Here is a 19,055-nt window from a genome sequence, read left to right as displayed (position 1 = left end):
ATGGGCTTGCGTAGTATGCTCGACAGCCTGGCACCCAAGTTTGAAAAGGGTGGCAAGTTTGAAAAAATGTATCCGCTGTATGAAGCGGTAGACACCGGTCTTTACTCACCACCAAACGTGACCAACAACACGGCTCACGTACGTGATGGTATCGACCTGAAGCGCATCATGATCACTGTGTGGTTGTGTACCTTCCCGGCTATGTTCTTTGGTATGTACAACATCGGTCTGCAGGCTAACGAAGCACTGGCTGCCGGTGCTGGTACTGCGATTGAAGGCTGGCGTGAAATGCTGATCGCTCTGCTGGGCGGCAGCGCTCATAACGCCGCCAGTATCTGGGACAACTTTGTCTTTGGTGCTGCCTACTTCCTTCCTGTGTATGCCGTTACCTTTATTGTTGGTGGCTTCTGGGAAGTGCTGTTCGCGACCATCCGCCGCCATGAAGTGAACGAAGGTTTCTTCGTTACTTCTGTACTCTTTGCTCTGACTCTGCCGCCAAGCATTCCGCTGTGGCAGGTGGCTCTGGGCATCAGTTTTGGTGTGGTGATCGGTAAGGAAATTTTCGGTGGTACCGGTAAAAACTTCCTTAACCCGGCGCTGACCGGCCGTGCATTCCTGTTCTTCGCTTACCCGGCCAATATGTCCGGTAATGCGGTATGGACTGCAGCCGATGGTTTCAGCGGTGCGACCGCTCTGAGTAACGCCGCAGAAGGTGGTGTGCAGAGCATCATCGACAACGGCGTCAGCTGGATGGATGCCTTTATCGGTACGATTCAGGGCTCTATGGGTGAAACCAGCACACTGGCGATTTTCATTGGTGGTGCTGTTCTGCTGGTGATGGGTATTGCCTCTGCGCGTATCGTTGCCGGTGTCATGATCGGTATGGTTGCCACCACGCTGCTGCTGAACGCTGTTGGTTCTGATACTAACCCGATGTTTGCGCTGCCATGGTACTGGCATCTGGTTCTGGGTGGTTTTGCCTTCGGTATGATCTTTATGGCGACCGACCCGGTATCGGCTTCCATGACCAATAAAGGTAAGTGGTTCTTTGGTGCTCTGATCGGCTTTATGGTGGTGATGATCCGTGTGGTTAACCCGGCATTCCCTGAAGGCATGATGCTGGCGATTCTGTTTGCCAACCTGTTTGCACCTTTGATTGACCACTTCGTGGTTCAGGCAAATATTAAGCGGAGGACTGCCCGTGTCAGCCAATAATGACAGCATTCAGAAGACCCTGGTGGTCGCCATTCTGCTGTGTCTGGTGTGTTCCGTTATCGTAGCCGGCGCTGCGGTCGGGCTGCGTCAGAAGCAGAACGAAAACAAAGCCAATGACAAGAAAGCCGCAGTACTGCAGGCGGCTGGCCTGTATCAGGCTGACGTGCCTGTTGCTGAGCAGTTCAAACAGGTCACAACCCGTATTGTGAATCTGGAAGCCGGTCGTTTTGCGACCGAGTCTGAGCTGGATGAAATCCGTGCCGCTAACCTGAATCCGGATAACTTCGATCAGCGTAAGTCTTCCAAACTGCCTGCGCTGTCACGCAAGCTGTCTGGTGCTGAAGACAAGCCAAGTATCAAGCGTCTGGAGAAATACGCTGCGGTTTACATGGTTGAGAAAAACGGCACGATCGACACTCTGGTTCTGCCTGTCCATGGCTACGGTCTGTGGTCGACCCTGTATGGCTTTATCGCTCTTGAGGGCGATATGGAAACCATCGCTGGTCTCGGTTTCTACGCTCACGCAGAAACTCCGGGTCTGGGTGGTGAAGTCGACAATCCGAAGTGGAAAGGCATGTGGATTGGTAAAAAACTGCATAACGCCAAAGGCGAGCTTGCTATCACTGTTGTGAAAGGTAGTGCGGCCGAAGGCAACCTGAACCAGGTCGATGGTCTGTCCGGTGCGACTCTGACCAGTCGCGGTGTCGATAATCTGGTGAAATTCTGGGTTGGCGATATGGCGTTCGGCAAACTGCTGACTCAACTGAAAGGACAGGGGGCTTAATATGTCTGATATGAAAAATGTCCTGCTGGACCCGTTGTTTAATAAAAACCCGATTGCTGTGCAGATTCTGGGTGTGTGTTCTGCGCTGGCAGTAACCACCAGTCTGCAGGTTACGCTGGTGATGTGTATTGCACTGACCTCGGTAACTGCATTTTCGAACTTTGGTATCGCCCTGATCCGTAACCATATCCCGAACAATATCCGTATCATCGTGCAGATGATCATTATTGCCTCGCTGGTTATTGTGGTGGACCAGATCCTCAAGGCGTATGCCTATGACATCAGCAAACAGCTGTCGGTATTCGTTGGTCTGATCATCACCAACTGTATCGTAATGGGCCGCGCTGAAGCCTTTGCCATGAAAAATGGTCCGGTGCTGAGCTTCTTCGATGGTATCGGTAATGGTCTGGGTTACTCGGTCGTGCTGATCACCGTTGGTACCATCCGTGAACTGTTTGGCGCCGGTAAACTGCTGGGCTTCGAAATTCTGCCGCTGATTCAGGATGGCGGCTGGTACCAGTCTAACGGTCTGCTGCTGCTGCCACCGTCAGCGTTTTTCATTATCGGTCTGTTTATCTGGGTACTGCGTACCTGGAAGAAAGATCAGGTGGAAACTGCAGAGTTCAAAATTCTGCCTAACACTGAGCATTCCGGAGGCCATTAATGGAACACTATATCAGTCTGTTCGTTAAGGCGGTCTTTGTTGAGAATATGGCGCTGGCCTTCTTCCTCGGCATGTGTACCTTCCTGGCGATTTCGAAAAAAATCCAGACCGCTATCGGCTTGGGTGTAGCGGTTATCGTGGTACTGGCGATCACTGTACCGGTTAACAACCTGATTTACGGTCTGCTGCTGAAAGAAGGCGCACTGACCTGGATCAGCCCGGATTTCGCTACTGTCGATCTGAGCTTCTTAGGCCTGCTGACCTATATCGGTGTGATTGCGGCGATGGTACAGATTCTGGAAATGGTACTCGATAAGTACGTTCCGTCGCTGTACAACGCTCTGGGTGTGTTCCTGCCACTGATCACCGTTAACTGCGCCATTATGGGTGCGGTGCTGTTCATGGTTGAGCGTGACTACACCTTTGGTGAGAGTGCGGTATACGGTGTTGGTGCAGGTCTGGGCTGGGCCCTGGCGATTACTGCACTGGCCGGTATTCGTGAAAAACTGAAATACAGTGACGTTCCTGCAGGTCTGCAGGGACTGGGCATCACCTTTATGACCGTTGGTCTGATGTCGCTGGGTTTCATGTCATTCTCTGGCGTGTCACTGTAAGGAGTCGATATTTTGGATATTGAAATCATCCTCGGCGTTGTGATGTTTACCGTGATTGTATTGTCACTGGTATTCATCATTCTCGGCGCCCGTGCCAAGCTGGTCAGCTCTGGTAACGTAAAAATTCTGATCAATGGCGAGAAAACCATTGAAACGGAAGCCGGTGGTAAGCTGCTGCAAACCCTGGCTGCCAACAATATTTTCCTGTCCTCTGCCTGTGGTGGTGGCGGTACCTGTGCCCAGTGTAAGTGTGTGATTAAAAGCGGTGGTGGTGAAATGCTGCCAACGGAAGAGTCCCACTTCACTAAAGGTGAGGCCCGCGAAGGCTGGCGTCTGTCTTGTCAGGCACCGGTTAAGCAGGACATGGTGATTGAAGTTCCGGAAGAAGTGTTCGGCGTTAAGAAATGGGAAACCACCGTGGTTTCCAACCCTAACGTGGCAACCTTTATTAAAGAACTGACTCTGAAGCTGCCGGAAGGCGAAAGCGTAGACTTCCGTGCCGGTGGTTACGTTCAGCTGGAATGTCCTCCGTATGAGATCAATTTCTCTGATTTCGACATTCAGGAAGAATACCGTGGTGACTGGGAACGCTTTGGCTTCTTTGATCTGAAAGCGGTCAATAAAGAAGACACCATCCGTGCTTACTCCATGGCTAACTATCCGGAAGAGCGTGGTCTGGTGAAATTTAATATCCGTATTGCGACCCCACCTCCGGGCAGCAAGGGTATTAATCCGGGCATCATGTCTTCTTATGTCTTCAACCTGAAACCAGGTGACAAAGTAACCGTATACGGTCCGTTTGGTGAGTTCTTTGCCAAAGACACCGATGCCGAAATGGTGTTTATCGGTGGCGGTGCTGGTATGGCGCCGATGCGTTCACACATCTTCGATCAGCTGAAGCGTCTGGGTTCCAAGCGTAAGATCAGCTTCTGGTACGGTGCGCGTTCATTGCGTGAACTGTTCTATCAGGATGAATACGATCAGCTGGCGGCCGAGAACGATAACTTCGAATGGCATGTGGCTATGTCTGATCCGCAGCCTGAAGATAACTGGACAGGCCTGACCGGCTTTATCCATAACGTGCTGTACGAACAGTATCTGCGTGACCATCCGGCGCCGGAAGACTGTGAGTTCTACATGTGTGGACCTCCGATCATGAACCAGTCCGTGATCAACATGCTGCTGAGTCTGGGTGTTGAACCGGAAAATATCATGCTCGATGATTTCGGTGGCTGATCACCGGAACCCTGAAAAAACCGCGCACAGCGCGGTTTTTTTATGCCTCAGGGAAGCAGGGCGTACAGACAGTTGCTCCTATAAGTATTTTTACTTTCACTTATTCCTGATAGTAAATAATCTGAGGCTTGATTTTTATGGGACGCCAGTCCCTCTGCGCTTATGCTCCGTTTGCCGGGAATTCTGTACAGAAAACAGACAGACGGGATGATTTAGCGCAAGCCTTTACGTTCGCTGCGGTGCCGGAATAGCTACAATCAGGTATCATGTCACACAGATTTAACAGCCGGTCTGTATTCCGTGTTGTCTGTATATCCATAAAGAAAGAGCCTTATGAGCGATACCAATAATAAAGAAGTTGCCCCCATAAACTGGGTTCCTGCCATTATGTTCTCCGTAACGGGACTGGCTGCACTGACACTGGTGCCCTGGTACGGAATCACCTATGGCTACACGCTGGCAGCGCTGGTGTTTTATATCCTGCTGACCTCGGCAACTGAGCTTGCCATTACTGCGGGTTATCACCGTTTGTGGTCACACAATGCTTATGAAGCGCATTGGAGCCTGCGTCTCTGGTACGCGCTGTTCGGAGCCATGGCGCTGCAGAACACGATTCTGCACTGGAGTTCCGGCCACCGGGTTCACCATCGTCACGTTGATGATGTCGAGCTGGACCCGTATTCCGCCAGACGTGGTCTGTGGTTTTCTCATATGGGCTGGATGGTTCGTCAGTATAAAAGCGGTGTAGTGAATTTCGACAACGTTAAAAACCTGATGAAAGATCCGATTGTGATGTGGCAATACAAGTACTACATCCCGATCGCTCTGGGCATGAATATTGGTATTCCGGTTGCTCTGGGTCTGATTTTTGATGATCTCTGGGGCATGATCCTGCTGGCTGGTGTACTGCGCATTGTGACCACACACCACTTTACCTTCTTTATTAATTCCATCGCGCACAAGTGGGGCTCACAGCCCTATACCGATGAAAACACTGCCCGCGATAATCATTTCTTTGCCTTTCTGACCTTTGGTGAGGGTTACCATAACTATCACCATATCTTTCAGACCGATTACCGTAATGGTATCAAATGGTGGCAGTGGGATCCGACAAAATGGCTGATCAAAAGCTGCTCTATGCTTGGGCTGGCGAAAAATCTGCGTGTAGTTCCGGATTTTAAAATTCAGCGTGCCAAACTGAAAATGCAGTTTAAGCGTGCTCAGGAGCGTCTGGCGAAATCGAAAAATTCCGACAAGTGGTCGCACCTGCTGGAAAAAGAATACGAAGAATTTAAAGTGATGCTGGCCGAATGGACTGAACTGCAGTCAGAAAAGTATCAGGAAACCCGTCGCCATTTGCAGGAAAAATGGGAGAAGGCAGCTCTGCATACGCGTTACAAAGAGTTGGAATACTCGCTGAAAATGCAGCAGAAGCGTCTGAAGTTATTGACGGCACAATTTACCACCGGTTAATTTTTTGACGCAATCCGTAGCGGATTAAAGGCTGTATTGTGACGAACCCTGCAGGTTTAAACTTGCAGGGTTTTTTATTGCCCCTTAATCACTGAAAATATATTTATCAGTAATTTGAGTGGTCAATAGAAAATGAAACACTTTGGTTTGTATCTGTTTGTTTTTGCGTTAACGGCGTGTGGCGGTGGTGCTGGTGACTCTTCTGATGGCGGTGATCAGGGTGGTGACCTGGGTAACGGAACTCAGGCAATTGATTGCAGTGCCGATAAAAGTCAGAACTTAAGCATTCCGGTGCCTGAATATGCCGGCAGCTTTTCTGCCTACCAGGGTGGTTATTCCGGTTTTCCTGTTGGTGGTGGACTTGACCCTGAGAATCTTGTGGGCATGGCTCAGTTGGGTATTTTGCTGATGGTGTCGGGCAGCAATGAAGGAATAATGCACCCTGGCCCGCGCTGGACTAACGAGCAAGATCAGCCAACTAAATATCTGGACTACAGCCATAATGCTGAAGGTGAAATCTGGCTTTTCACACAAGATGGCTACGATGCTGAAAACGAGCTAACTATCCGCATGGAGCAATCTGCAGACTGTGGTTACAACGAATACCAGTATGAAGATGGCCACCTTGTGCGCGCACTCGAATCTTCGAAATACGAATGGACGCTGAAGGGCTATACCGCAGGTGTGCAGGATAGCCTGATCGAAACGCAGATCAGCGCAGACCGCAGTGGCCGCACGGTAGCTGTCAGTCTACCAGTGGATGGCGACCATCCGTACACCATCATGACTTGGGATAGTAATGGTGAAAACGTCCTGCTGAAATACTGTGAAACCGCAGCGGGCACTAACTGCGCATCGGCAACTGCTCCCTGACACCGGGCGCAGCTGCTTCCCTGACAGATCGGCCGATCTGTCATTGTTCAGTTTTCCGGCTTTCTGAAATACTGCGGTGATCATTCAATCACCGCAGCAGAGAGACTGTTATGTCCGAGCAACCGCACCCGCAACATCCCCCGCGCTTTGTTTATCTGGCAGAGCAGGGCCGGGGACGATCCCGCAAAATTGCCTGGGGGCTGAAGCTGCTGATGGGGAAGAAACCAAACCCTCCGGCAGAGCTGACCGACGCCGTTGCTGCCAGCTATTACCGCAGTGATGAGTTGGGTGATGCGGTCGCCGCTGAGCTTTTTGCCAATCCCGAGCTGCGTGCCGCAGGCATTCATCCGCAGCAGTTGCTGAAGAAAGCCATTCACGATGGCAGTCATATTCTCGATGACCGTACCCCCGCGCTGAAAGCGCTGCTGCAGCAGGCCGAGCAAACACCTGACTGGCTGGACGCTGACAAGCTGAGCCATGCCTGTGCCGTCATTCACCGCTGCGGCCGGTTTGCTATGTACGCGCTGGGGGATTTCTCCTTACTGGGCGGTTATGCCAACAGCGATATCTCCAAGCCGCTGGCTTTTACCGGCGCCCTGAGCGGCAACAGCTCGTTTGACCGAGTGTCGGAAACCACCTCGTTCTGGTTTGATGTCACCACGCCGGGAGGGCTGGAGCGGGGTGCGCCTGGTTACAGCGCTGCCGTGCATGTGCGCGTCATGCATGCGCTGGTACGCCGGCGTTTACTGCAACACCCGGACTGGAACAGCGAAGAGTGGGGCCTGCCGATTAATCAGGGCGATGCACTGGCCACCAACGTGGCGTTTTCCATGATGATGATGACTGGCCTGAGCATGCTTGGCTGGCGTTTCAGTAACCGTGATCTGGAAGCCATACTGCATCTGTGGCGTTATGTGGCGTATCTGATGGGCGATGATATTGAACTGTTGCCGCAAAACCGTCAGCAGGGCATCGACTGGCTGTACATCATTGCCACCGGCAGCCGGGTAAACCCGGATGCTGACAGTCGCCAGCTGGCGGCGTCTTATCTGGAAAGTTTCCGCCAGGTGCCGGGCAGCCGTTTTTATCAGTACTTTGTTTACTGGTTTCACCGCAGTTACGCGACATTTTTTATTCCCGCAGACATTCGTCGCGCACTGGATTTACCGCGTACACCTTTGCTGGGTCTGCTGCCATTACTGCAGTTTCCGTTCTTGCGTCTGGCCGACATCATGGCGCGGGTTTCACCACGCTTTGACCGCTGGCTGCAGCAGTATGGCCGTAAGGGGCAGGCTTATATTGTGAACAGCAGGTTGCAGGGGCGGGCTGTCAGTTTTGCGGATAAGAAAACACTCACCCGCTGATTTTATACCGTTATCCTTATGTGCCTGATGTTTTCAGCTGGTGTGTATTCAGTCGCCCGTTCAGGGGGCTGATGGGACACTCCGTATTGGTGGTGTTGGTGTGAAGAAGCGGCAAAACAGGGTAGTATTGCCGCCGGTTAATCGCGTATAAACGCCAACGAACACCCAATACCAGGAGGCCCTGATGGCAAATGTAGTAATTACCGGTGCAAACCGGGGAATTGGTCTGGAGCTGGCGAAGCTGTATGCCGCCCGCGGGGATTCCGTGACCGGTGTTTGCCGTGAAACCAGCGATGAGCTGGAAGATATTGCCGATCAGGTCATCAGTGGTATTGATCTGACTAACGATGAAAGCATTTTTGCGGTCACCAGTATTCTTGAGCAATTACTGGAAGGCGAGCTGGATATTCTGATCAATAATGCTGGTCTGTTCTGTAACGAAACTCTGGAAGAAATGAATTTCGATACCATTCAGCAGCAGCTGGATATTAATGCTATTGTGCCGCTGAAACTGACCTGCGCTTTACTGCCATTTATGGGCGAAGGCAGCAAAATCGCCAATATTACCAGTCGTATGGGCTCTATTGCCGACAACACCTCCGGCAGTTATTACGGTTACCGCGCCTCCAAAGCAGCTCTTAATGCTTTTGGTAAATCGCTGGCCGTTGATCTGGAGCCGCGCGGCATCGCTGTAGCGCAGCTGCATCCGGGGTTTGTTCAGACCCGTATGGTTGGCTTTAATGGTGATATTACTCCGGCGCAGGCGGCAGAAGGTCTGGCAGCCCGTATTGATGAGCTGAATCTGTCCAACACGGGTGGTTTCTGGCATTCCAATGGCCAGCCCCTTCCCTGGTAACAACAGCGCATATTGATTCTGCTTTCTGCCGATATGGCAGAAAGCACACACAAATAACAGGAACAGAACATGTCTAACCGTCGTATCACCAAGAAATTCCACAATCGTTATCTGGCCGATTTTTTTGTTGAATGCAGCCAGGACCCGGAATGGGAAAAGAAACTGCGTGAACTGAAAATCGAAGACAAACTGAACACCGTTGAGGCTGGTTTTCCGGCAGACTTTGCTGAGATTTTCCCGGAAACTCAGGGTCTGAACCTGCAGTACTGTATTGAGCGTATTACCCTGGCCGATGTACCCCGTGCAGCTTCCTGCTGGTGGCCAACCGATGAGAACACGCATTTTTATATGGCTTATCCGGCCGAATTCCCGCAAAGCTCTATCTATATGGCCATCGACTTTCCGGATGGTCATGAGAACTGCTGCGGCTGAGCAGGGTTTAACAGAGCGATGACTGTTTCAGTCACAGAGCCGGGCGTCATTAATGCAGACGTTTTAAAAGAACGTCTGCGTGCGCAGCGTGATCTGTTGAATGAGCTGCATTCGACCCGTCTGCACCGGGCATTAAGCTGGTTGCAGGCGGCACAGGCACAACAGGACGATGATGATCTGCGTTTTATCAGTGGCTGGATCGCCTTCAGTGCCTGTTGTTCGGTGGATGTTGGCGGTCAGCCGCTGGAAGATCAGCACGCCGTACAGCGTTTTGTGCAGCAGCTGGTCAGTTTTGATCAGCACAATAAAATCTACCATTGCCTCTGGCATCAGTATTCCGGGCCGGTTAAAGCCCTGCTGAAAAACCCTTTTGTGTTTGCGCCGTTCTGGGTCAGCCAGCGCGCCGGTAACGACGACTGGCGTAAAGCCTTTGATGAATCCTCAGTTGCCGCGCTGAATTGCTTAAGCCGCAAAAAAGTCCCCGAATTACTCACCATCGTACTCGACCGATTATTCGTTCTGCATAATCAGGTGGTGCGTGGCGGTGCGACTTATAAAAGCCGGGTTAACCGCGAGCAGGTAATCGACGGCGCCAATCTTCTGCAGACGCTGGTGCCGGTGTTTGTCGATATTATGCTGGAAGCCCAGCATCAGGACTGGGGCGAGTTAGCCTATCCGGTGGTCAGCAGCCCGGCCCCTTAATATTCTTTCTCCGTTATTCGTAAAGGACTCTATGAAATATCCGGATCTGTTTTTTAAACTCCCTCTGCTTGTTTTCGTTTTTCTGTTGTCGGCCTGCGCTGCTCCGATGAATCAGCATATTAGCTATGACGCAGCTGAGCAGGCGCAAGCGCCGGTGGATGGTCGTCTGATTATCAAATCCGCTTCGCTGACGCTGGTGGTTGAAGATATCAGCTCTGCATCGGCAGGTGTTAAGGCGGTACTGAACGAGGCTGAAGGGTATGTCGATTCGTCTTACGATGAAGGCGATAAAACCCGTCGTCTGTCGCTGCGTGTACCTGAGGTTCAGTTTGATAAAACCGTTCAGCGTCTGGGTACTCTGGGAGAGGTCAGCGATCAGAATATCCGCACCCAGGATGTCACCAGCGAAATTGTTGATTATGAAGCCAGACTAGCCAACCTGATTGCCCTGCGTGAGCGCATGAAAGTGCTGCTCAACCGGGCAGAAAAGATCGAAGATATTCTGGTGATTGAAAAAGAAATCAGCCGCCTGCAGACCGAAATCGATACCTATGAAGGCCGCCGCAAAGTCCTGCGCCAGCAGGTCGCGCTGTCGGAAATCCGCGTAACGCTGGAAAAGAAAGTGACTCTGGGGCCGCTGGGTTATATCGGCTGGGGTTTGTATTGGGCTGTCAGTAAATTATTTGTGATTGAATAAAAAAGATAAACCGCTGCGGCTTGCCGCAGCGGTTTTTTTATTCAGCTGACATTTTATTCAGCTGACAAAAGTCACTGCATCCTGCAGTGCAGCACGGTCGGTGCGGGTTTTATTGGCGTCGGCATTTTCATCGGCATAACCGAACGACATACCGAACAGCACACCACGACCTTGCGGTAATTCAAGGAATTCACGCACCGGCTGCGGGAATTGTCCCAGCGCACCCTGCATACAGCTGTCGATGCCGCGTTCTTTCAGCAGCAGTGTCAGGGTCTGCGCATAAATACCCACATCAACCGCACCCATAATATCGAGATAGGTATCCATGGTGAAAAAAGCCACGTGCGGTGCATCAAAAAATGCCCAGTTGCGCAGCATCGCCATGTTGCGTTTCATCTTGTCTTCACGGGCAATACCCATCGAGCTGTACAGCGCATTGGCTGAACCGAACTGACGCTCGCGGTGAATGCCTTCGTAAGCGACCTTCCAGTTAAAGTCCGGCTCCGGTTGTTGTTGCTTCATGACCGTGCCGATTAACAGGTTTTTCAGCTGATCTTTTTTCGCACCGGATACCACATAGGTCTGCCAGGGCTGAACATTACAGTTGGATGGCGCGCGCTGAGCGGCGGTAAATACTTCTTCGAGGATGCTTTGCTCGACCGGATCTTTTTTAAAAGCACGGACAGAGTAGCGGGAATTAAGGATTTCGCTCAGGGACATCGTTCAGTCTCTTATTATCAGTGAATACACCGACCTGATGTTAGCAGTGAACGCGTTTTCCGGGCAGGGCAGATGTGCCAGAAAAGGAGTCAGATAAAGACAGTAACTGAGAGGGAGCTGCAGGGTAAGACGGAGAGCAGGGCGGGGATGATAACGGAGAAGCCCACGGCGGCGCAGTGCCGCCGCAGGCCTTATTTTTTATGCTTCAGGGCAGCGGCTCAGAGACTGGCCTGCAGTGCCTGAATAAAACGCTGCTGCAGGGCTGCATCGCGGTTGCCACTGGCATTCAGCCAGCGTTCAACCAGTTGCTGACGTTCCTGCGCCGGGGTCAGACCTTTACCTAAGCCTTCGGCCAGACGCTGAACCTGCAGTGCCATACGGCGTGCTTTATCGGCGTCGGCACTGTCACTGTCGGCCAGAATTTCCATCAGGATGCATAAATCCTGCGCGCTCTCATCGGCTTTGCTGCTGTTTTCACGGGCCTGACTGAACAGTGCTTCGTCGTAGCCCTGTGGCAGGGCAGCACTGCTGGCTTCTGCCCATTGTACATCGTCGGCGCCGAGGTTCTGCAGACGGCTGATCAGGCCGGCCCAGCGTGCCTGTTCGGCCTGTTTCTGCTGCTGCTGGCGCAGGTCCTGCAGTTGCTGTTCGTGGTCCTGCAGCTGTTTGCTCAGGCGCTGATGGGCGCTGCGCGGCAGCTCCAGTGCTGAGAACTGTTGTTTGATGTCGGCCAGGGCTTCACGCAGTTGTGGTAATTGCGCTTCGCTGGCACCGTTCAGCAGTTCGGCGGCCTGTTGCACCAGTACCTCAGCGTTGCTGATAACCTGTTCGAGCTGTGCCTTGCGTTCGGCTTTGCTTTCGTCCAGGCGGGCAAACACCGCATCGCAGTGGCTGCGGAACTGCTTCCACAGTTTCTGATCCGGATTACGGGGCGTTACGCCAATCGCTTTCCATTGCTGTTGCAGCTGTTTGACCTGATCAATGGCGCCGCTCAGGTCGTCCTGCTCAATCAGTGCTGCGGCATTATCTACCAGTGCCTGTTTGGCCTGCAGATTGCGGTCGTATTCGGCTTTCAGATGGCCATAAATGGCATCACAGGCCTGCTGGAAAGCTTCCTGAGTGCTCTTATGGGCATTACGTTCTACCGGTGAATACTGGCGGAAGGTTTCACGCGCGGCATCCAGTGTTTTCTGTACGGTTTTCCAGTCGGCGTTGCTCCAGTCCATCGCCGCTTCGTAACTGAGCAGCTCGGCGGTCAGTTGCTGGCGCAGCTCAACGTTGCGGTTACGCTGTTCGGCAATGGCGGCAAAATGGGCACGGCAAGGCTCGAAAGCCTGATCGCCGGCGGCCTGAAAACGCTCCCACAGTGCCTGATCGGCCGGTGCGTGGCCGAGGGTTTTCCACTCTTCCTGCAGGGCGTGAATTTTGTCGGCCAGAATACCGGCATCAATATCGGCATTGATCAGGGCTTCCATAGCACTGACCAGCGCTTCTTTTTTCGGTGTGGTGGCAAAGCCCTGCCAGTCGCGCATTTCCTGCAGACGGGCGCTGAGGCTGCGGTACTGACGCTGAGCGCTTTGCGCAGCCTGGCTGTCTACCTGACGCAGATTCTGCTGTACCTGCTGACTGAGGCGACCGGCGTCTTTCAGCTGACCATCGTTCAGCGCCTGTTCCAGTGCACTCAGCTGCTGGTCGAGGGTATTCAGCCGCGCCTGTTGTTGCTGTTGCAGCTGTGCCAGGGCCGCTTCGGCCTGCTGCTGTTTGTTGTGAATGGCATTCAGCCAGGCCGGGGCCGGTAAGGCTTGTGGCCAGGCCAGTTGCTTCAGCCATTGCTGGGCCTGCTTGGCGGTATTTTTCAGGCCGTTCATATCATCGGCTAAGGGGGCATCCAGCCATTTCTGCAGTTTTTCCTGCTGCGCGCTGTAATGCTGATTGGCCGATTGCAGAGCCAGTAACTGTTGCAGCTGATTTTCAAAGCGGCGTGCTTGTTCTGCGGCGGGTTTGTGCTGATGAAAGGCCTGATCCCAGTCCTGCTGCAGCTGCTGTAAGGCGGCGCTGATATCTGTTTGTGGCTCAGCGGCGGCATCTTCAGCCAGCTGACTCAGGCGCTGCAGCAGTTGTTCCTGCTGGCTTGCGGCTTCGCTGGCAGCAGCACGGGCGGCCGCCTGACGCTGTTCTTCTTCGGCATGGGCGCTGAGCAGGGCATTGGCCTGAGCCAGTTCGGCATTGATGCTGGCGGCAGTTGTGGTGTCAGCCTGAGCCTGCAGTTCCTGCCATTGTTTGTTCAGCAGTTGCAGCTTGCCGTTAAATTCCGGGTGATAGCCGACCTTGTTCAGATATTTCGCCTGCGCCAGCAGGTTATCGATGGCATCGGTCTGCGCCTGACGTTCCTGTTGTACGGCTTTGTGAGCGGCCAGGCGGTCTTTGCACAGACGGTAGATGGCTTTGTCTTTGCCCTGAGCGTGATCCAGTAATTGCTGCAGCAGTTCCGGGCTGTCGATGCCTTCGGCGGCGGCCAGACGCACTTTGGCAACAGCGTGGGTACGCGCCAGTTGCAGGCGTTCCTGTTCGTCGCTGATGCGGGCAATGGCTTGCAGACGCAGTTCGTTGTCGTCGGTCAGACCGGCAATCTGCACTAACAAACGCGAATCCTGAATCTGGCTCAGGTCGTTGTTGGCTGGCAGCAGCTGGGTCAGCAGACGGCTGCGGGCGGCCTGGCGCACATCGTCACGGGCGCTGTGCAGCAGTTGCTCAAGGGCGCTGTGCTGATCAATGCGGGCAATGGCCAGCTGACGCAGCTCAGCCTGGGATTCGTTGTTAACGAAGGTGATCAGTTGGTCGGGTGATTTAAGATCCTGCAGCGCCTGTCGGCGTACTTCGGGGTTTGCATCCTGCCACTTCTCAATCCGTACTTTGGGTCTGAAAAACTTCTTGAATAACGCCATCGGGATTCCGTCCAAACTGTCACAAAAAAAAGCGCGGTCATTGTACCCTTCGCACCTGAATAGGGAAGGGCTGTTATTCGCAGAAAGCGCGCTCAGTGGCGCAAGACGATTGAAAACAGCTGTGATAAAGTTCAGCCCGGTCGGTTGCCTTATGGTTGGCACGGCTGTGGCACAAGGCGTTGTCGGCATTAAAGGACGTGCACCGCGCAGGCATCGCTGGTTAAAACAATAAGAAAATCACCTCGGGGTATCGCATGAAATCCATCCAACTGTTGCTGATGATCAGCCTGCTGGCTTTAACTGGCTGTGCATCTATGGGCGTTGGCTCGCGTCCGCTGTCGGAGCTGACCCAGAACTACACCAACGAACAATCCAAATTTTTAGCGGTCGATGATCTGGTGATCCATTACCGCGATGAAGGCCAGGGCCCGGTGCTGGTATTGCTGCACGGCGTGGCGTCATCACTGCACACCTGGGATGGCTGGGTGGATGAACTGAAAGGCAGCTACCGCATTATCCGCCTGGATCTGCCGGCTCATGGTCTGACCGGTCCGGACCCGAAGATGGAGCGCTATAACATCGGCTATATGGTCGACAAGCTGGATAAATTCCTGAACAAACTGGGCGTGAACAAGATGTCTCTCGCCGGTAACTCGCTGGGTGGTTATATCAGCTGGAATTATGCGCTGCACCGTCCTGACCGGGTGGAAAAACTGATTCTGCTGGATTCCGCCGGTTATCCGCAGGATATGCCGTTTATTATGGATTTTGCTTCCTGGCCGCTGATCGGCGAGATGAGCACCCTGATGATGCCACGCTTTATGGTGGGCATGAATGTGCGTGCGGCCTACGGCGATGACAGCAAGGTCGACGATAAACTGGTTCACCGTTACCACGATCTGACCCTGCGTCCGGGTAACCGTAAAGGGCTGGTGAATGTATTCCGTACCATGAAAGAGCAGAGCGATAACCCGCATCTGGGTGATCGGGTGGCAGAGATCCGTGTACCAACCCTGCTGATCTGGGGCGAAGAAGACGAGTGGGTACCGCTGGATATTATGGAGCGTTTCCGCCGTGATCTGGCCAATGTCAGTGTGATTACCTACGAAGGCGTCGGCCATATGCCGATGGAAGAGCTGCCGGTGCAGAGCGCCCGCGATGCACGCAGCTTCCTGCAGACCGGCAAAATCTTTACCCTGCCGGCAGCAACCGCAAGCGGCGACTGAGATTTCAGGCGCCTGAGGAACAAAGAGTGTGAATACGATTGTCTGGTACGACTACGAAACCTTTGGCGCCAGTCCGGCCTGGGATCGCCCGGCACAGTTTGCCGCGATCCGTACGGATGAAGACCTGAATGAAATTGAAGAACCCATCGAGCTGTTCTGTAAGCAGAGCGACGATTACCTGCCGCATCCGCAGGCGGTGCTGATTACCGGCATCGTACCGCAGGATTGTCAGAGCAAAGGTCTGAGCGAAACCGATTTTATCGGTCGCATTAACGACGTATTCAGCCAGCCGGGTACCTGCAGCGCCGGCTATAACAGCATTCGTTTTGACGATGAATTTACCCGTTACGGCCTGTACCGTAATTTTTATGACCCTTACGCCCGTGAGTGGCAGGGCGGTAATTCGCGCTGGGACTTACTCGATGTGGTGCGTTGCGCCTATGCCTTGCGCCCCGAGGGTATTGTCTGGCCGGAGCATGATGACGGCCGTAAAAGCTTTAAGCTCGAGCACCTGACCGCGGCCAACGGCCTGGATCATGGTAAGGCGCACGATGCGGTCTCTGATGTGCGTGCCACCATTGCGCTGGCGCGTTTGATTAAAGATAAGCAGCCTAAGCTGTATCGCTACCTCTATGGTCTGCGGCAAAAAGCCCAGGTCGGCGCGCTGGTGGATGTGCTTAACCATAAACCGCTGGTGCATATTTCCGGTATGTTTCCGGTTGAGCAGGGCTGTATGGCGGTGGTTGTACCGCTGTGCTGGCACCCGAGCAATAAAAACTCTTTTATTGCCTTCGACCTGCATCAGGACCCAACGCCACTGTTTGAATTAAGTGCCGAAGAAATACAGCAGCGGGTGTTTACCCGTAGCGCCGATATGCCGGAAGGCATGACCCGTCTGCCGCTGAAAGAAATTCATATCAATAAAGCGCCGGTGCTGGCGCCGGCCAATACCCTGACGCCGGATCAGGCAGCGCGCTGGAACCTGAGTGGTGAAACCTTACGCCGTCATCTGGCACAGATTAAAAATAATGGCGATTTAACTGCCAAGCTGCATCAGGTCTTCAGCGGCCGTGAATTTGCGCCGGCGATCGATGTCGACAGCCAGCTGTACGATGCGTTTTTCCCATCCTCCGATAAACAGGCAATGCAGACCGTACATGAGTTATCGCCCTGGGATCTGGCCGACTGGCCGGCACCATTTAAGGATCGCCGTGGCGAGGAAATGCTGTTCCGTTACCGTGCGCGTAATTTTCCCGATACACTCAACGAGGCCGAACGTGAGCGCTGGGAGCAGCACCGTATGGCGCGTCTGATGCACACTGACCCGGCATCACCGGTGATGAATTACGAGCGCTTCGCCCGTGAGTTGCAATTGGCGGCACAACAGGTAGCCGATGACCCGGTTAAACTGCAGTGGATTCAGGATCTGCAGGTGTATGCCGAATCGATTTATCCTTACGATGCGTACTGACTGAGCTGTGCTTTCAGCCAATAAAAAAACGCTGTACTGATTTTTGGTACGGCGTTTTTTTTAACCTTTTCATGGGTATCTATTGGCAATTATTGCCTTTTGTTACTGCTTCCGGCATAGCACTATTGCTTAAAAATCACTGGATAAAATCAGTATTTTTCCGCAGACAAAAAATACGTACGACCTTGGTTTAATTTTAAGACTAAGGTGGTGTGCACTGCTATCGCTAATGCTTTCTTCATTCTTTAATGTCCGCGCTCTGATAACTCATAACAGACGCAAACAACAATAAACGAGGAAGAGAGCACTTATGCAAATGCAGCAACGTACGCCGGGAGGCGAACAACCGTATTGGCCTGCCGGACCGTTTAAGATCCGACTGCCTTTTGTTCATTACCGCTGGGAAATGGCTGAAACCATTCAGGGTCTGGTAATGTTTGTGGTTGGTCTGGCCATGATTCCATTGCTGGAAAAATATCTGGGCATGCCGTATGAAGCGGCTCTGGCTTTTACCTTTATCGCGGGCCTTGGTTATATTCTGCCGGCTTTGCTGGGTGTACCTCTGGTTCCGGGCTGGATTACGCCGGCGATTCCGGTGGTTATTCTGTTTCTGAACGGCTTTGAACCAGGCCCGGATGCTATTAAAGCGTTATTTGCTTTGCAGATTGAAGTGACGCTGATCTTCCTGATTCTCGGTCTGACCGGCTGGGGTTCAAAACTGGTTCAGGTGATTCCTAACTCCCTGAAGTCGGGCATTATTATCGGTGCCGGTATTGCCGCCTTAATGGGCGAATTAAAAACCGGTGGCCGTGTGGATGCGACACCGATTTCGCTGATTATCGGTTCCGTTGTTTCAGCCTATGTGCTGTTTTCGCTGTCGTTTAAAAACGTCGTTGAACAGTCAGCCATTGCCCGTCGTATTGCTAACTTCGGTATGGTGCCGGGCATGATTATCGCCATGATTGTCGGCTGGATTGTGGGTGAATATCCGCTGCCGGATATCCAGTGGGGTATCACTCAGCCAGACTTCGCTCTGATGGCTAATTACCTGACCTTTGCTGTTGGCTTCCCGGGCTGGGATGTTTTCCTGCTGGCCATTCCAACTGCGTTAATTGCTTACGTGATTGCCTTTGGTGACATCATTGTTGGTTTTACTCTGGTTGAGCGTATCGACAAGGTCCGTACCGACGAAAAAATTGAAACCAACGTTGACCGCGTGCACGTTGTTACCGCGATCCGTAATGGTATTCATGCCTTCTTCGCTCCGTGGCCAGGTCTGGCTGGTCCGCTGTGGACGGCTGCACACGCAACCGTAGCTGAGCGTTATGCCATGGGCCGTAAAGCGATGGATTCTATCTACAGTGGTGGTGGTACCTTCTGGCTGACCGGTTTACTCGCACTGTTCTGTCTGCCACTGGTGACCATGTTTAAACCGGTACTGCCGATTGCGCTGTCACTGACGCTGATCCTGACCGCTTATATCTGCATCATGGTGGGCATGGAACAACTGCGTAACCCAACCGAACGTGGTGTGGCCGGTATTGTGGCGGTAACTCTGGCGATGCCGGACCCTAAATCCACTGTGTATGCGGTCATTATCGGTCTGCTGCTGTACTTCCTGATTGAGCGCCCAAGACTGATGGGCAAACATAAAACGGAAGACGAATTTATGTTCGCCGACCCGCAGGAAAGCACCGAAAGTAAATAAGTATTTATTGATGTGCTGAAAAGCCCCGCTCATTGGAGTGGGGCTTTTTTATTTTCGCGCTACTGTTCTGGCTGA

17 protein-coding genes are annotated in these 19,055 nt (G+C 52.8%); 15 read left to right on the top strand and 2 right to left on the bottom strand.

Annotation, left to right across the window (positions count from 1 at the left end; genetic code table 11):
* From B3P58_RS08510 to B3P58_RS08455, 12 genes are all read left to right on the top strand, one after another.
* Entirely contained in the window at nucleotides 1–1,215 is a 1,215-nt protein-coding gene (locus B3P58_RS08510) for an NADH:ubiquinone reductase (Na(+)-transporting) subunit B (protein ID WP_145470445.1), read from the top strand.
* On the top strand, nucleotides 1,202–1,999 hold the full coding sequence (locus B3P58_RS08505; protein ID WP_145470446.1) for a Na(+)-translocating NADH-quinone reductase subunit C: 798 nt from the start codon (nucleotides 1,202–1,204) through the stop codon (nucleotides 1,997–1,999). The genes B3P58_RS08510 and B3P58_RS08505 overlap by 14 nt, the downstream gene beginning before the upstream one ends.
* A gap of 1 nt (nucleotide 2,000) precedes the next feature.
* A complete protein-coding gene (locus B3P58_RS08500; protein WP_145470448.1) occupies nucleotides 2,001–2,663 on the top strand; it encodes an NADH:ubiquinone reductase (Na(+)-transporting) subunit D in 663 nt (220 codons plus the stop codon).
* Complete coding sequence (gene nqrE, locus B3P58_RS08495; protein WP_145470449.1) at nucleotides 2,663–3,277, top strand: NADH:ubiquinone reductase (Na(+)-transporting) subunit E; 615 nt, start codon at nucleotides 2,663–2,665, stop codon at nucleotides 3,275–3,277. The genes B3P58_RS08500 and nqrE overlap by 1 nt, the downstream gene beginning before the upstream one ends.
* A gap of 12 nt (nucleotides 3,278–3,289) precedes the next feature.
* The gene (gene nqrF, locus B3P58_RS08490) at nucleotides 3,290–4,513 is read left to right on the top strand and encodes an NADH:ubiquinone reductase (Na(+)-transporting) subunit F (protein ID WP_145470451.1); all 1,224 of its coding nucleotides are present in this window, start codon (nucleotides 3,290–3,292) and stop codon (nucleotides 4,511–4,513) included.
* Nucleotides 4,514–4,846: 333 nt separating this feature from the next.
* Nucleotides 4,847–5,986 carry an acyl-CoA desaturase gene (locus B3P58_RS08485; protein ID WP_145470452.1) on the top strand — a complete coding sequence of 380 codons (1,140 nt, stop codon included), beginning with the start codon at nucleotides 4,847–4,849 and terminating at the stop codon, nucleotides 5,984–5,986.
* Nucleotides 5,987–6,118: 132 nt separating this feature from the next.
* Nucleotides 6,119–6,859: a hypothetical protein gene (locus B3P58_RS08480; RefSeq protein ID WP_286716989.1), complete on the top strand. Its 741-nt coding sequence runs from the start codon at nucleotides 6,119–6,121 to the stop codon at nucleotides 6,857–6,859.
* Nucleotides 6,860–6,969: 110 nt separating this feature from the next.
* Nucleotides 6,970–8,223: an oxygenase MpaB family protein gene (locus tag B3P58_RS08475; RefSeq protein ID WP_230331412.1), complete on the top strand. Its 1,254-nt coding sequence runs from the start codon at nucleotides 6,970–6,972 to the stop codon at nucleotides 8,221–8,223.
* 184 nt (nucleotides 8,224–8,407) lie between these two features.
* Nucleotides 8,408–9,079: an SDR family oxidoreductase gene (locus B3P58_RS08470; RefSeq protein WP_145470457.1), complete on the top strand. Its 672-nt coding sequence runs from the start codon at nucleotides 8,408–8,410 to the stop codon at nucleotides 9,077–9,079.
* A gap of 69 nt (nucleotides 9,080–9,148) precedes the next feature.
* Nucleotides 9,149–9,511 carry a hypothetical protein gene (locus tag B3P58_RS08465; RefSeq protein WP_230331411.1) on the top strand — a complete coding sequence of 121 codons (363 nt, stop codon included), beginning with the start codon at nucleotides 9,149–9,151 and terminating at the stop codon, nucleotides 9,509–9,511.
* An 18-nt stretch (nucleotides 9,512–9,529) separates the two neighbouring features.
* The gene (locus tag B3P58_RS08460; protein ID WP_225690653.1) at nucleotides 9,530–10,213 is read left to right on the top strand and encodes a hypothetical protein; all 684 of its coding nucleotides are present in this window, start codon (nucleotides 9,530–9,532) and stop codon (nucleotides 10,211–10,213) included.
* Nucleotides 10,214–10,319: 106 nt separating this feature from the next.
* Nucleotides 10,320–10,910: a DUF4349 domain-containing protein gene (locus B3P58_RS08455; protein WP_286716987.1), complete on the top strand. Its 591-nt coding sequence runs from the start codon at nucleotides 10,320–10,322 to the stop codon at nucleotides 10,908–10,910.
* 57 nt (nucleotides 10,911–10,967) lie between these two features.
* On the opposite strand, the gene B3P58_RS08450 is transcribed toward B3P58_RS08455, so the two are convergent.
* Together B3P58_RS08450 and B3P58_RS08445 are read right to left on the bottom strand one after the other, a co-directional pair.
* Nucleotides 10,968–11,630: a nitroreductase family protein gene (locus B3P58_RS08450; RefSeq protein WP_286716986.1), complete on the bottom strand. Its 663-nt coding sequence runs from the start codon at nucleotides 11,628–11,630 to the stop codon at nucleotides 10,968–10,970.
* A 218-nt stretch (nucleotides 11,631–11,848) separates the two neighbouring features.
* Nucleotides 11,849–14,575: a DUF349 domain-containing protein gene (locus B3P58_RS08445; protein ID WP_286716985.1), complete on the bottom strand. Its 2,727-nt coding sequence runs from the start codon at nucleotides 14,573–14,575 to the stop codon at nucleotides 11,849–11,851.
* Between the two features lie 254 nt (nucleotides 14,576–14,829).
* On the opposite strand from B3P58_RS08445, the gene B3P58_RS08440 reads away from it, so the two are divergent.
* The 3 genes from B3P58_RS08440 (at nucleotide 14,830) to B3P58_RS08430 (ending at nucleotide 18,980) form a co-directional block, all read left to right on the top strand.
* Nucleotides 14,830–15,801 carry an alpha/beta fold hydrolase gene (locus tag B3P58_RS08440; protein ID WP_145470467.1) on the top strand — a complete coding sequence of 324 codons (972 nt, stop codon included), beginning with the start codon at nucleotides 14,830–14,832 and terminating at the stop codon, nucleotides 15,799–15,801.
* A 28-nt stretch (nucleotides 15,802–15,829) separates the two neighbouring features.
* The gene (gene sbcB, locus B3P58_RS08435) at nucleotides 15,830–17,272 is read left to right on the top strand and encodes an exodeoxyribonuclease I (RefSeq protein WP_286716984.1); all 1,443 of its coding nucleotides are present in this window, start codon (nucleotides 15,830–15,832) and stop codon (nucleotides 17,270–17,272) included.
* 310 nt (nucleotides 17,273–17,582) lie between these two features.
* Complete coding sequence (locus B3P58_RS08430; protein WP_145470470.1) at nucleotides 17,583–18,980, top strand: solute carrier family 23 protein; 1,398 nt, start codon at nucleotides 17,583–17,585, stop codon at nucleotides 18,978–18,980.
* Nucleotides 18,981–19,055: the final 75 nt, after the last annotated feature.

The sequence above is a fragment of the Thalassolituus sp. UBA2009 genome (assembly GCF_002335285.1).
Classification (GTDB): Bacteria; Pseudomonadota; Gammaproteobacteria; order Pseudomonadales; family Oceanobacteraceae; genus Venatoribacter; species Venatoribacter alkanivorans.
Note: the sequence above shows the minus strand (reverse complement) of the source record. Positions and strands in the feature narration are given on the sequence as shown.